Raw genomic sequence first — 12939 nt, forward strand, 5'->3', positions numbered from 1 at the left:
CTCCAGGGAAATCGGGTCGCGGGATCAGGACGTCACGCCGATGATGTCGGCGGCGCTGACGGAGACGCCGTTCACGGTCAGCGACGGCGTGGATGTCGAAGTGTCGATGCCGGTCACCGTGCCGGTGACGGTCGTGTAGTTGAGCACCGAGTTGCCGGCGGAGTCCGTCGCGGTCACCGCGATAGTGTACTGGCCACCGTCGGTGAGCTGGGTGCCGCTGGAATTCTTGCCGTCCCAGGTGAAAGTGTTCGAGCCTGAATTGCCGGTCCCGGTGCCGGTGTAGACGACGTTGCCCGAGGAATCCGAAACGCTGATAGAGACGTTCGAGGCGGCCGAGGACAGCGAGTAGCCGAACGTCGCCGAGCCGTTGCTCAAGGTCGACGTGTCGGTCTTTGCCTCGACGGTGTGGCCGATATAGTTGACGGAGTTCAGCGTCACGAGGCTCGAGAAAGCGCTCGATAACGAGGTCAAATTGGAGTTGATCGACTGCTGCTGGCTGAAATTGGCATAGGACGAGAGCTGGTTGATGAAATCGGTGGTCGACGTCGCGTTCAGCGGATCCTGGTTCTGAAGCTCACTGACGAGCAGGCTCAGGAAATCGCTCGACGTCAGCGTCGAGCTGGACGACGTGCTCGACGAAGACGATGTCGTCGTGGTCGCAGTCGTTGCAGAACTCGTTGCGGAAACTGTCATCAGAAACTCCGGCTTTCTCGTGCAGCCACCGACAGGGATGTCGGTCAGTGCGCTTGAAATCTGTGTGCTGATGAAACGCGTGGTCGCGCCGATTCAGGCGGGGATTCGCCGTTGCGAAAATTGCTTTCGACACGGAAAAATCTGCCGCGTGCGCAGTGTCGCGCTGACGAAAATGCGCAGCCGCTCGCTCGTGTCGGCGCGCGCAAAATCATGCGGATCGGAATGTCAGAAAAAGAGCCGTTCAGCTCCCTGCCGTCTCGCCTTCGGTGCGCGGCTCGGCCGTGTCGCTTGTCATTTTCGCAGCCGCCGCGGCGATACGGTCGGCGAGCCCTGCGGGTGCCCGCACTGGAGGTGCCGCGAGCGCCTGGCGCAGGGCGCGCATCTCCTCCAGCAAGGCCTGGGCAGAGGAGGAACGCTTCAGCAGCTCTTCGGCAGGCAAGCGCCGGTCGTCGGGCCAGAGGGAGAGATCCTCGCCCAGCCGGTCGATCAGTTCCTCAAACTCGGTGACGTCCATCGCCCGCCGATCCCGCCTCGGTCAGGCCCCTCATAAAGCATTGCAGATGCGGCGAAAACCGATTTCCGGCAGCTTCACGCGCCAAAAGCCCCGGAGCACTACGGAAACGGGCCTAAACTGCGGGGCGGGCGGTCGCCGGAACGCTTCCGCAGTCCGGGCGCCCGTGGTTTCAGCGCGCGCGAGCCGAATCGGCCGGCGTGATCTTGCCGCCCCGCACCGTCGCATCGACGTGCTCCCAGGCCTCCCGCAACTCGGTCACGGCCGCGATGATCCGCCGAAAACTCGTCGAGGCGTGCGGCCGGCCGAACGCCTTGTGGCTCGCCACGATCAAGCTGTTGTAGGTCTGGAACAGGCGCTCGGCCACCGTCCCACCCTTGGTGAAGTCGAGATTGTGGCTGAGTCCGCGCAGGATCGCGGTCGCCTTCAGCAGGTAGTCGTGCCCCTCCTCGAAGCGCCGCGCTTCCTGCGCCGCCAGCGACTTCTGAAGGAAGGTAATCGCACCGCCAAGCAGCATCGAGACCGCCTTCAGCGGCGGCACGCTGGTGGCCGCGCCCCGATAGGCCTGATTGGCCATGTACGCCATCGGATTATGCATCATCAACTACTCGAGCTGGAGTTAAGCAGGGCTTTGAGATAGGTGAGCGTGTTGTTGGCGCTCTCGATCGCGGCCTGATATTTCGCATATTGAGCCTGAAGCTGCGTCTGGTAGGCGGACGCAGCGCTCTCGATGTCATCGACCTTCTGCTGGAGATCGGTGTCGCGGTCGGTCAGATTCGTGATCAGCGTCTGCAGTGCGCCCGAGCTCGACGAATAATTCTTGGCGAACTGGTAGACCTGCGTGGCGAGACCGGAAGTCGAAGTCACAGTGATCGACTGCGAAGTCGATCCCGAATAGGTGAAGGCCATGCCGGCATAGTCCGTTCCGGCATTGCCGATGATCGTGGTGCCGCTAATCGTGAACAGCGAGGCGTCGCCGCCGACCGATGCCGACGCGAGATTGCCGGAGGAATCGACGGTCAGATCCAGCGTGAAGGATTGCGGCGACGTTCCGGTGTTGACGACGGTGAGCTGGCTCGACGAGGTCTTGGTCTGCGCCGACAGCAGCGTTGTGACCCCGCTCAGATTCGTGCTCAGGATCTCCGAAAGCGTCGAGGTGTCGAGCTCGAGTTCGTTGTTCTCGTTGAAGGAGAGGCCGAGGTCCGCCATGGTGAGGCCACCCACGGTACTGTTCATCGCGTTCTGCAGCGTATCCATGATGTCACGCATCGTGCCGTCACCGAACAGCACAGCGCTCGAGGACGCCGTTCCGTCCGAATCGGTTGCCTGCTGCGCGATCACCGCATCGCGAAATGTGTTGTAGTCGGTGACGAAGGTCTGGACCGCCGATTCGATCTGGCTGGTATCGGCCTCGATGCTGATGTTGATCGTAGCTCCGCTGGTCGTTGCCTGAAGCAGGTTGAACGTCACACCGGTGAGCACGTCGGTGATGTCGTTGGTATCCCGCGTCATCGAGATGCCGTCGAGGGCGAACTCGGCCGCCTGCGACGTTTGCAGCACGTCGGCAAAGGCGCCTGAGCTGTCGGTCACGCCGAGCTCGTTCAGGACGTCGTCTCCGGACGTGCTGGAATAGGCGATGTCGGCGGCGTCCTCGGTGCCCGACAGCACCATTTCATAGGATCCGCTCGAGACCTCGACGATCGAGGCTTGCACATTAGTGGTCGAGGTCTGGGCATTGATCGCGTCGACGATGTCCTCGAGCGACATCGTGCTGGTGACGGTGATGTCCGCGGTGCTGCCGCTGCCGAGGCCCAGGGAGAACGTCCCGGAATAGCCGAGCTCGGAGGTCTCGCTCGACTGCGCAGTGCCGACCACCTTCTGCGCGGCTGCCACCTGACTGATCGTCAGCGTGTGGTCGCCGGTCGCCGCACCGTTGCTGACGGACATCGAGAGCGCAGAGGATGCGCTCACGTCACCGGTCGAGCTGAGGGTCGCCGCACGGGTCGCAAACGCGTTGGTTGCCAGTGAGTTGACCACGGCGGTTGCGAGCGACGATAAGCCCTTCGACAATGTCGAGAGGTCGGTCTGGAGCGTCTGGTAGGCGGAGACCTTGGCTTCGTTGTTGGTGATCCTGGTCGAGATCGTGGTCGCCTGGGTGAGCTTGGCGTTTACCGCCGCCGTGATCAGCGCGCTCCAGTCGAGGCTGGTTGATGTGGTGGTGCCGGTCGTGGTCACCGTGGACGCGCTCGACGTGCTCGCAGTGCTGCTGGTGCTCGAACTGACTGACGTCACTGTGCTGCCCGATCCATTCCAGAGTGAACCGGGCCGGCATCAAGCCGGCCCGGCGATCGTTACGCCTAGCGCTTAGCCGAGCAGCTTGAGCAGGTACTGCGGCATCTGGTTCGCCGCGGATTCCGCCGACACCGCGGCCTGCGTCTTCACCTCGGCCGAGGAAAGCTTGGCCTGCTCTGACGCGATATCCACGTCCTTGATCGCCGAATTCGCGGACTGCAGGTTCTGGGTCTGGGTCGAGATCGAGTCGGACGAGAAGTTGAACCGCGATTCCTGCGCGCCGATGCTGGCGCGCGCGGCGGACACCGTGTCGATCGCGCTGTCGAGCACGGTCAGTGCCGAGGCCGCATCCGACAGCGTGCTGACGTCGAGCGAGGATACGCCGAGCGTCGACGACGTCAGACTGGTGAGCGTAATGGTGATGGTGTCCGAGCCGGAGGAGCCCACCAGAACCGAAACGCCCGAGGCGAACACGCTGGAGCCGTCAAGCAAGCTCTGGCTGGAATAGCGCGTGCCGGTCGAAATCGAATCGATTTCGCTCGTGAGCTGCGAGAATTCCGATTGGATGTAGCCCCGGCTGGAGTCGGTCGTCGTGCCCGACGCGGATTCAGAAGCCAGCGCTTTCATTCGCGCCAGGATGTCCGAGATGTTTGAGGCGCCGCCGTCTGCGGTCTGGAGGATCGCGTTCGCCTGCGAGGCGTTGGTCGCGGCCTGCTGGAGCGTGGTGACGTCCGAGGAGATTCGGGTGGAGATGGCAAGGCCCGCGGCATCGTCAGAGGCCGAGGTGATGCGCGAGCCGCTCGACAGTTTTGCAAGCGAGCTGCTCTCCTGTGCCGAATTGATGTTGAGGTAGCGGACCGCGGAATTTGCGGCGGTATTGGTGTTGATTGCGGGCATTGGAAGCTCCTGTGCTGATGGGCAAGGCGTGCCGCATCGTTGAAGACTGACGACGCGGGCGCAGCCCCGTCCGTTCGCTCAAACGAAGAAGCGCAAGGAGATCAGGCGCGAAAATTTTCGCAGAGCCAATTTTATGGTTAGCAATCGGTAAACGCGGTGCGGATATCGCGTTCGTGCTTGCGCAGCAGCTGACGAAGTTGCTGGCGCCCGCGCTTGAGTAGAGACTCCACCGCCGCCACCGTGGTGTCCATGACCTGGGCGATCTCGCCGTTGCTCATGTTCTCGTGATACGAGAAGATCACCGCGATGCGCTGCTGCTCGGCCAGACGCTGCATCGCGAACTCCAGCATGCCGTTCAATTCGTTGCGCTCGATGATCTCGACGGCTCCGGGCTGGCCGTCGGCGACTTCCGGCACCGTCTCGACATTCTCGTTGCGCGGCTTGCGACGCAGATCGATGCAGCGATTGGAGATGACACGGTAGAGCCAGGTCGAGAACTTGGCGCGGCCGTGCTGCCAGCGTCCGCGATGGCTCCAGATCTTGAGCATGGTGTCCTGCACCACGTCTTCGGCGTCCGCGGCGTTGCCGACGATGCGCAGCGCAATCGCATAGGCGCGATCGATGTGACGCTCGACCAGCATGCGGAACGCGGCCTCGTCGCCGGTGGCGAGCCTGTCCAGAAGTTCGCTGTCCTCGTCGAAGACGATTGCGGCGGCGACCGGTGCGCTGTCCGGTGCCAGCGGCACTGACGGCATCACGGGCACGATCTCTTCAGCCGGCACCGTCGTCGTGATCTCGGCCTCGGCGGGAGCCCAGACATCAAGTGCGTAACTCATCCCGCAATCTCCAACCCGCAATGCCGGCGACGCACATGCCACACGGCTTCCAGGCGTTGAACGGGGGGCCAAAACAATCCAGGCGGATAATTTTCGTTGCTTTTCAATATGTTAGCCGGAATGTTTTGCCGAGCATCGGGCAATAATTGCCGACTGCGCGAGGTTTCGCGCCTTCGTCCTGCAATCATCGACATCGTCTCGCGCCATGGCGGATCATCCATCCTGAACAGATGCACTCGGGAAAAACGCTGAAGTTACGCGGCACTGGGTGATCAAGGCGACGCGCGAGCAGCGCATCAAGAAGCGATTGTTTCCGAGTGTGAATGGACGCGAGACGACTTCCTCACTCGGCAATTTTTTCCGAATCACCTTTTTCGAACCTAGCGATTTTTTTGAATCTGTCAGTCGCGACGAACGCGATTTCGAATCGTGCATGATCTTTTTTCGCACTTGCTGCGCCTGACTGCACCGATGCGCGCGTTAATCGTACTGAGTGATGGGGAATCTCGGCATGGCGATCGCTACGGCCGGCGCAGAGCGCCGTGCGAAAATTGTTTCTGCTTGGTCATTCGATGTTTTCGATACATTTCTCGTTCGCGCCTGCACGACGCCGGATGGCGTATTTGAAAGGACTTACGAGCTTTCCGGTATTTCAAAAACTTGTCCGAATGTTTCCGCGAGTTTCGTTCAGCATCGTATCCAGGCCGAAGCACGCGCGCGGAGGACGGCGAAGGAGAAGCGCGGCGCAGGTGAAGTTCGCATCGAAGAGATCTATTCCTGTTTTCCGTCCAGGCTGTTCGGCCTCGCGCGCCATCACCTGAACGACCTCGTCGAATCAGAGTTCGCAGCCGAGCTCGAGCTCTGCCGCGCCAACCCGGACATGCTTCGGCAATATCTGGACATGAAGCGTGCTGGCCATCGCGTCGGATTCATCTCCGACACCTATTGGGATTCCACTTCGCTGGCGCGGCTGCTGCGGACCTGCCGTCCCGCACTGACCTGGGACTTCCTCTACGCCTCCTGCGACCACGGCAGCAGCAAGAGCGAGACGCTGTTCGCAAGATACCTGGCCAACGAAGGCATCGACGCCAGCGCCTCCTTTCACGTCGGCGACAACGACCGGGCTGACATCAAGGGCGCGAAGCGTCATGGCATTCGGCCGCGCTATTGTCCGCAGGCCACCCCGCAACTCGCTTCGACCTTTCAGCGCGAAACCACTCTGTTCGAGCTGCTGTGCCAGGGCGCGCCGCCCCAACTCGATTACGGCGCCCGCACCTTGCGACGCATGGTCGCCGCGCGCAGCGCCGAAAAGTCGCCCGCCTTTCACCTCGGCATGACCGTGCTTGGTCCGGTCATGACGGCGTTCGACGCCTTCATCGGCCGGCGCTGCGAGGAGGTTGCGGGCTCAGGCCGCAGGGTTGCGCTCGGCTTTCTCGGCCGCGACGGCTTTCTGCCACACCGGATCTGGCAGGAATTGCACGGTCCGACCTCGGCCTATCTCGAGATCAACCGCCGCGTCAGCCTGATCGCGTCCGCCGACACGATGCAGCCGCTCGTCGACCTTCTCAGCAAAGTCCTGAAGATCGATGCGGCGACCTTCCGCGACATGGTCAAGATCCTGCCGCCGAAGGCCGCCGCGTTCTTCGCGGCCTTCCCTGACGGAATTGCTCCCGGCGAGGATCTCGCCGAAGCTTTGCCGGAACTGATGGATGCCGGTGAGATCGTCGAGCTCGCTGCGACCTTGCGCGCGCGGCTCCTCACCTATCTGCGCCACATGATCCCCGGCTTCGACGACTGTACCGACCTCGTGCTCGCAGATCTCGGCTATTCCGGCAGCGTGCAGAAGGCGCTCCGTCGCGTCTTCGACCTGGCAGGCCTTAAGATCCGCCTTCACGGCGCCTATCTGCTTTCGCTCGACGATGCCTTCGATGATCTCTCCGACGAGGACAGCGCAGCGGGCTTCATCTCCGACCTCGTGGTGACACCCCACGTCAAGCGCATGCTGATCCGCAATGTCGCCCTGCTGGAGCAGGTCTGCTGCTCCGGCGACGGTTCCGTCCGCGATTATGACGGCGATCAGGTTCTGCGCGAGATCAATCCGCGCCCGGCAAGCCAGATCGCACTGACCGCGGAGATCCAGGCCGGCGCCCTCGCCTTTGCCGAAAGCGCCGAGAATGTCGCTCTCGACTTTTGTCTCAGCCCCTACGCCGCGCCCGAAATCGCCGCGCGCTGGTGTACCGCGACGCTGGCGCGGCTCCTGCTGCTGCCGCACGAGGACGAACTCGGGATGCTCGGCGGATTGAAGCACGACGTCAATCTCGGCACGCATGCGCTGGCGCCGATGATCGACAGCGACTTCATCCGCCGGCAGATCACCGCCCGCGGTTTTTCCGCCGCCTGCACATCGACCGCGCCACCGATGTGGCTCGCAGGCAGCTTTGCCGACCTGTCGCCATCGAACGCCTATCTCTACACGCTGTTCGGGACCAATCGCCTGCCCGCCGACGTCTTCGAAGAGAGCCCCTGCGGCCAGGTCCAGATCGGGCTGTTCGGCGCCAACACCGAAGCGACGCTGGACACCGTGACCCTCTACCGCACCGGCCTTGGCGAACTGCGCCTGCGGATTCCGATTTCGCGCGCCATGGATGTCGCGATGATTGCACTGCCACTGCCGAAATTCGCCGCCGAAGGCCTCCTTCATGGCGTGACCATCCAATCCGCCGACGACCTTCGCGATGCCGCCAAGAGCCAGGATGTGACCGGCCTCGCCCCCGAAAGCCTGGTCTACGCCGGCATGCAGCACAACGGCGCCCACTATCGCATCGAGAACGACGACGCCTGCCTGCTGATCCCGGTCGCTTCGATGACGCACGACATCGCGATCTATTCGGTTGCGATCACCCCGCTCGGTTCCAGTTTCAAATAGTCCGCCTGATCGCGTCGCCCCGGCCGTTGAAGTCCAAGGTCTGGAATTCAAGGGCAGGACTCCAGGCGCTGGCGACGCGAGGGGGCATGGAATTGACGGACGGGACGCACGCAAACCTTGATGACCTGCTGCAATCCGGCGGCATCCGGTTCGGCCAAGCCCAGCGCGCTCGCCTGAGCTGGCTGACTGGCCAATATGGTGCCGCCACGCTGGACGACCGCCCCGGGGGGCGGCGCAGCGGCGTCATCATCCTCAAGGAACCGCCGAGCGGTGCTGCGGCCGAACTGTTCTACCGCTCGCTCAATCCCGGCTGCGCTGTCGTCATTCCCCGAAGCGAAAATCCCGGCTTCGACTTCCTCAAGTCTAAGCTGACCGAGTTCGGCACCGTCGGCCCCAGCGGCGCGGATGGCCCGCACGAGATGTGGTGGGGCGGCATCGGCTGGTCGAAATTCCTCGCCGCCGCCGGTGCATCTACGATCCGCCCGCGGATCGTCTCCTGCTATCCGCACGGCGGTGACGCGACCACAGCCTTCGCGCTCCGGCATTCGCTCGAGCGGTTTGGTCTCGCCTGCCATATCGAGCCGATCGATACCCAGCTCGGCGACCGCCTGCTCTGCTTCGAGAAGGCAGAGTTCATGCTGCGGATGTGGCACAAATATCGCGAGCCGCTGCTGTTCGTCGAGGCCGGGGCCGTACTCCGCGAGGCGCCGCTGCTGCCGTCTTTCCTCGGCTGCGACGTTGCGCTCCACAAATGGAATCGCTGGGAGATGTCGGCGCGGACGCTCTATCTCGGCCGCACCGGGGCTGCGGAGATGCTGCTGCGCAGCTGGCAGCATCTTGCCGCGTCCTATCCCGCGATCTGGGAAGGCTATCTGCTCGACCAGGCCTGGAGCCTGACTTCCTCGCAGATGCCGCTCGACACGGTGTGGCTGCCGCGGTCCTATCACGCGCTCACGGGCGATCTCGGCGCGACACGCGCCACAGTTCTGCACAGCCAGCAGACGACGACGCTCGAGCTCGGACCCGATCCCGCCTTCGCAGGCCTCGTGCGCACGCCTCGCCGCGCCGGCCGCACCGGGGCCCGCGACGCTTTTATGGTGGTGACCTCGACGGCCGAGGCCGGCAACGGCATCTCGGTGATCCTGCGCAATATCTCGGCCAGCGACGCCGGCGCGGTCGCCGCGACCGTCGAAGCGGTGACCGGCGCCTATGCCGCCGATTGCGGCGGCTACGGCCGCCTCGAATTGTCGCTCTGCGCCTGGCAGGAGGACGTCGGCGCGGCGCGGGATGCGGCGGCGCTGGCGCGCCACCGCATCCTGGAGATCGCGCCGGGACAACGCATCGCCAACGATTTCTTCGCTCATTGCGCGGCCGACGACGCAGTCATGACCGCCCGCCATCTCTTTCCCTGAGGGACATCACGCGATGCTCAAAACCATCATCCTGCTCACCGACACCGTGCAACAGCAGCAGCCGCTGGCCAACCTGCTCCGCGAGCACAATCGCGAGCTGGCGTTTTGCTCGGCGCTACGCGCGGAGGATCTCGGCGCTATCGAACCGGAGGTCCTGACAGAGGCGCGGCTGGTGTCTTTCGCCGCGAACGTCGCCGTCCCTGAAAAATTCCTGCTCGGGCTCGGCTACGGCGCCTACAAATTCTACGCCGCGGCGACGCAATATCCGGGGCTGCCACCGGCGCCCGACGAGAGCGACGAGGATCCGCGCTGCTACTCCGTAATCGCACAGTCGATGATGATCTGGCCGGATTTCAAGAAGGTGGTCGGCCTCGAAACGGTGACGATCCCGGACGGCACCGTTGCCGCCGAGCGTGAGCGGCTGGTGTTCTCCCGCCTTGCCCATCTGTTCTGGCGGATGTCGGACATGATCGCCGGCGGCGCAGTGGAACTCCCCGGCATCATTGGGTCCAACGATGGCCGGCGTCCGGCGCTTTCGATGTTGAACTGAGCTAGCGCGCCGCGCCGCGGAGCTGCGCCGACAGCCCGTCGCGGTGTGCGGGCGCCGCGACCGCGATCATGCGGCGCGCGCGCTCGGCGAGGCCGCAGCCGCGCAGCTCGGCAATGCCCCATTCGGTGACGATGGCATCGACGTCGGCGCGGGGCGTCGTCACCGTCTCGACGTTCACGACGATCCGGCTGGATCCGTCCGATGCCGTCGCCGGCAACGCGATGATGGCTCTCCCGCCGTGCGAGACATTTGCGCCGCGCACGAAATCGAGCTGCCCGCCGATCGCGCCGATCGTGATGCCGTTTAGCGTCTCGGAGTTCACGCTACCGTCGAGCCCGACCTGAAGCGCCGAGTTGATCGCGACCAGCCGGTTGATCCGCGCCAGCACGCCCGGACCGTGCGTATAGGACGTCGGCCGCACCGAAACGGCCTTGTTCTCGTGCACGAACCGATAAAGCCGCTTCGTGCCGATCACCTGATTGGTGACGGAGATTCCCCGATCGATCCCCTTCTCCGCGTTCGTGACCGCGCCGCGCTCGATCAGATCGACGATGGCATCGTTGATCAGGCCGGAATGAATGCCGAGATTGCGTGCGTGCGAGAGGGATGCGAGGATCGCGTCCGGAATCCGACCCACGCCGAACTGAAGCGTGCTGCCGTCGAAGACCAGCTCTGCCGCGTGCGCTGCGATGCGTCGAGAGATGTCGTCGGGCTGCGGCGACGTCCATTCAACCGGAGGACGATGAGCCGCTACCCGCACGTGGATCGGCACGTCGTCCGGCCATTCCGCGCCGAACGTGAACGGCGCATCCGGATTGATTTCAGCGATGACGAGGCGCGCGCCCCGCGCGGCATCGATGACATAGTCGTTGGAGAAGCTGGCACTGAGTCTTCTCCGGGACTCCGCAAGCTGCACCAGGACGACGTCGGCCCGATGACGGCGCGACGCAAAGTCGGCGCAGAAGGCGCTGTAATTGCTCGGGATCACATCCAGCCGTCCGGCCTTGGCCAGCCGCCGCGCATTGCCGATCACGCCATAGCTCTGAAACGATACGCTCGGCGCACACGACGGAGAGAAGGTGTCAGAGAACACCGGCCCGACCATCATGCGGAATGGCGGAAGATCCGGGGCCTGCGACATCAGCACCTTGGTCAGGGTGATCGGCTCCGCCGTCGCCTGCCCGCACACGACGAGATCGCTCTCACGGATCAGGCCGGAGAAGTTGATGGACGCGACAGCCTCGGGCATCGCCGCCTCAGTCCATCAGCATAAGACGCGGAGAGGACTCGCCTAGCAGTGTGCGTAGCTCCGTCTTCACGATCTTGCCGTAGCTGTTCTTGGGCAATTCGCCGGTCAGGTAATAATGCTTCGGCCGCTTGAAGCGCGCGATCCAGGCATTGCACATTTGGTCGAGCTCGTCCCGCGTGACCGCCCTGCCCACGACGGGAACGACGACAGCCACCACCTCCTCGCCCCAGTCCGGATGCGGCCTCCCGATCACGGAGACTTCGGCGACGCCCTCGTGCCGCAGCAGCACCTCCTCCACCTCGCGTGGATAGATGTTGGTGCCGCCGGAAATGATGACGTCCTTGGAGCGGTCTTTCAGCGTGAGGAAGCCGTCGGTGTCGAAGGCGCCCATGTCGCCGGTGTAGAGCCAGCCATCGCGGAGTGTGCTCGCGGTGGCGTCCGGGTTCTGCCAATAGCCGGACATGACGGTGTCGCCGCGCACGATGATCTCGCCGATCTCGCCCGGCGCAACGTCTCGGCCCGTTTCGTCCGCCGTTCGCACCTGCACGACGCCCTGCGCGATGCCGACCGAGGCCAAGCGCTCCTCGTGGCGCGGATGCCCCGCATCGACATGCATGGATTTCGGTAGATAAGTGATGGTCATCGGTGTCTCGCCCTGACCGTAGATCTGGACAAGCTTCGTCCCGAACACGCTGAGTGCAGCCTTGCAATCGGCGACATACATGGGGCCGCCGCCATAGATGATGGTCTTCAGCCCCGGCGCGAACGCACCCGTAGCTTCCGCCGCGACCGACAAGCGCCGCACCATGGTCGGCGCGGCGAAGAACGAGATGCCATTGCGCTTTGCCGTCAGCTCCAAAATCTCGTCCGGCTCGAAGCGGCCGCTCTCCGGAATGATCTGCGCGCCCATGCCGAGCACATGGGGCAGCATATAGAGGCCGGACCCATGTGACATCGGCGCGGCGTGTAGCAGCGCTTCGCCTGATACGACCGGGTTGATCTCGGCGAGATAGTTCAGCGACATCGCAAGCAGGTTGCGATGGCTGAGCACCGCGCCCTTGGGCCGGCCGGTGGTGCCGCTGGTGTAGAAGATCCAGGCGGGATCGGTAATGGCGACATCCGCAATGGCGATGCCGTCGACTTTCTCAAGGCCGCGATGTTCGACTGAGCCGATCTCGATGATGCGCGGCTTGGCCGTGCCGAGCGCCAACGCTTCCGACGCCACGTTCGCCATGTCCTCGGTCACGAACACGACCGCGGCGCCGGAATTGTCGAGAATGAATGCGATCTCGCGCGGGTGCAGCTTGGCGTTGATGGGAACGGCGACCAGCCCGGCATGCCAGCAGGCATAGAGGCACGCGACATAGTCGGGCACGTTCTTCATCAATAGCGCGACGCGACCGCCCTTGGCGAGGCCTAGGCGCTGCTGGAGCGATGCGGCGAGCGAGGACACCGTCGCGGCGAGCCGACCGTAATCGGCGACCGGCGTTAGGCCCTTGAACAGCGCCGGCGCGGACGCGTCGGCCCTGGCGGCGCGCAGGAGATGTTGAGCGAGGTTCATGGCGATCCTCCC

The 12939-nt window shown here is 63.9% G+C and carries 12 protein-coding genes; 4 read left to right on the plus strand and 8 right to left on the minus strand.

Translation table 11 applies throughout. From position 1 onward, the window contains the following. Nucleotides 1–24: 24 nt before the first annotated feature. From JJE66_RS02220 to fliD, 4 genes are all read right to left on the minus strand, one after another. Entirely contained in the window at nucleotides 25–693 is a 669-nt protein-coding gene (locus JJE66_RS02220) for a flagellar hook assembly protein FlgD (RefSeq protein WP_200512500.1), read from the minus strand. 241 nt (nucleotides 694–934) lie between these two features. Then, nucleotides 935–1207, minus strand: coding sequence for a hypothetical protein (locus JJE66_RS02225; protein WP_200512501.1), 273 nt, complete (start codon nucleotides 1205–1207; stop codon nucleotides 935–937). 169 nt (nucleotides 1208–1376) lie between these two features. Continuing rightward, a complete protein-coding gene (gene fliS / locus JJE66_RS02230; protein ID WP_200512502.1) occupies nucleotides 1377–1805 on the minus strand; it encodes a flagellar export chaperone FliS in 429 nt (142 codons plus the stop codon). Beyond that, nucleotides 1805–3496 (minus strand): flagellar filament capping protein FliD, encoded by a 1692-nt coding sequence (gene fliD, locus JJE66_RS02235; RefSeq protein ID WP_200512503.1) that lies wholly within the window; start codon nucleotides 3494–3496, stop codon nucleotides 1805–1807. Before fliD ends, fliS begins: the two co-directional genes overlap by 1 nt. Between fliD and JJE66_RS02240 the strand changes: the two genes are divergently transcribed. Next, nucleotides 3432–3572, plus strand: a complete 141-nt coding sequence (locus JJE66_RS02240) for a hypothetical protein (protein WP_200515404.1) — start codon at nucleotides 3432–3434, stop codon at nucleotides 3570–3572. The genes fliD and JJE66_RS02240 overlap by 65 nt on opposite strands. Here the strand turns inward: JJE66_RS02240 and JJE66_RS02245 are convergent. Both JJE66_RS02245 and JJE66_RS02250 read right to left on the minus strand, forming a co-directional pair. Further along, a complete protein-coding gene (locus JJE66_RS02245; protein WP_200512504.1) occupies nucleotides 3569–4393 on the minus strand; it encodes a flagellin in 825 nt (274 codons plus the stop codon). The two genes, JJE66_RS02240 and JJE66_RS02245, sit on opposite strands and share 4 nt — an antisense overlap. A 137-nt stretch (nucleotides 4394–4530) precedes the next feature. Continuing rightward, nucleotides 4531–5229: an RNA polymerase sigma factor gene (locus JJE66_RS02250; protein ID WP_200512505.1), complete on the minus strand. Its 699-nt coding sequence runs from the start codon at nucleotides 5227–5229 to the stop codon at nucleotides 4531–4533. Nucleotides 5230–5740: 511 nt separating this feature from the next. On the opposite strand from JJE66_RS02250, the gene JJE66_RS02255 reads away from it, so the two are divergent. The 3 genes from JJE66_RS02255 to JJE66_RS02265 all read left to right on the plus strand — a co-directional run bounded on the left by JJE66_RS02255 (nucleotide 5741) and on the right by JJE66_RS02265 (nucleotide 10117). After that, nucleotides 5741–8155 carry a hypothetical protein gene (locus tag JJE66_RS02255; protein ID WP_200512506.1) on the plus strand — a complete coding sequence of 805 codons (2415 nt, stop codon included), beginning with the start codon at nucleotides 5741–5743 and terminating at the stop codon, nucleotides 8153–8155. Nucleotides 8156–8247: 92 nt separating this feature from the next. Further along, nucleotides 8248–9567: a hypothetical protein gene (locus JJE66_RS02260; RefSeq protein WP_200515244.1), complete on the plus strand. Its 1320-nt coding sequence runs from the start codon at nucleotides 8248–8250 to the stop codon at nucleotides 9565–9567. A 13-nt stretch (nucleotides 9568–9580) separates the two neighbouring features. After that, on the plus strand, nucleotides 9581–10117 hold the full coding sequence (locus tag JJE66_RS02265; RefSeq protein WP_200512507.1) for a hypothetical protein: 537 nt from the start codon (nucleotides 9581–9583) through the stop codon (nucleotides 10115–10117). 1 nt (nucleotide 10118) lies between these two features. Here JJE66_RS02265 and JJE66_RS02270 read toward each other — a convergent pair whose 3' ends face one another. Both JJE66_RS02270 and JJE66_RS02275 read right to left on the minus strand, forming a co-directional pair. Next, nucleotides 10119–11366 (minus strand): acetyl-CoA hydrolase/transferase family protein, encoded by a 1248-nt coding sequence (locus tag JJE66_RS02270; protein ID WP_200512508.1) that lies wholly within the window; start codon nucleotides 11364–11366, stop codon nucleotides 10119–10121. Between the two features lie 7 nt (nucleotides 11367–11373). After that, nucleotides 11374–12927: an AMP-binding protein gene (locus tag JJE66_RS02275; protein ID WP_200512509.1), complete on the minus strand. Its 1554-nt coding sequence runs from the start codon at nucleotides 12925–12927 to the stop codon at nucleotides 11374–11376. Nucleotides 12928–12939 lie beyond the last annotated feature (12 nt).

The organism is Bradyrhizobium diazoefficiens (genome assembly GCF_016612535.1).
In the GTDB taxonomy this organism is placed as follows: Bacteria; Pseudomonadota; Alphaproteobacteria; order Rhizobiales; family Xanthobacteraceae; genus Bradyrhizobium; species Bradyrhizobium diazoefficiens_C.

Bases quoted from the DNA above. Each gene is read 5' to 3' on its own strand.
- JJE66_RS02220 (WP_200512500.1), bottom strand. From the start codon at position 693: ATGACAGTTTCCGCAACGAGTTCTGCAACGACTGCGACCACGACGACA.
- JJE66_RS02225 (WP_200512501.1), bottom strand. From the start codon at position 1,207: ATGGACGTCACCGAGTTTGAGGAACTGATCGACCGGCTGGGCGAGGAT.
- fliS (WP_200512502.1), bottom strand. From the start codon at position 1,805: ATGATGCATAATCCGATGGCGTACATGGCCAATCAGGCCTATCGGGGC.
- JJE66_RS02245 (WP_200512504.1), bottom strand. From the start codon at position 4,393: ATGCCCGCAATCAACACCAATACCGCCGCAAATTCCGCGGTCCGCTAC.
- JJE66_RS02250 (WP_200512505.1), bottom strand. From the start codon at position 5,229: ATGAGTTACGCACTTGATGTCTGGGCTCCCGCCGAGGCCGAGATCACG.
- JJE66_RS02255 (WP_200512506.1), top strand. From the start codon at position 5,741: ATGGCGATCGCTACGGCCGGCGCAGAGCGCCGTGCGAAAATTGTTTCT.
- JJE66_RS02265 (WP_200512507.1), top strand. From the start codon at position 9,581: ATGCTCAAAACCATCATCCTGCTCACCGACACCGTGCAACAGCAGCAG.
- JJE66_RS02270 (WP_200512508.1), bottom strand. From the start codon at position 11,366: ATGCCCGAGGCTGTCGCGTCCATCAACTTCTCCGGCCTGATCCGTGAG.
- JJE66_RS02275 (WP_200512509.1), bottom strand. From the start codon at position 12,927: ATGAACCTCGCTCAACATCTCCTGCGCGCCGCCAGGGCCGACGCGTCC.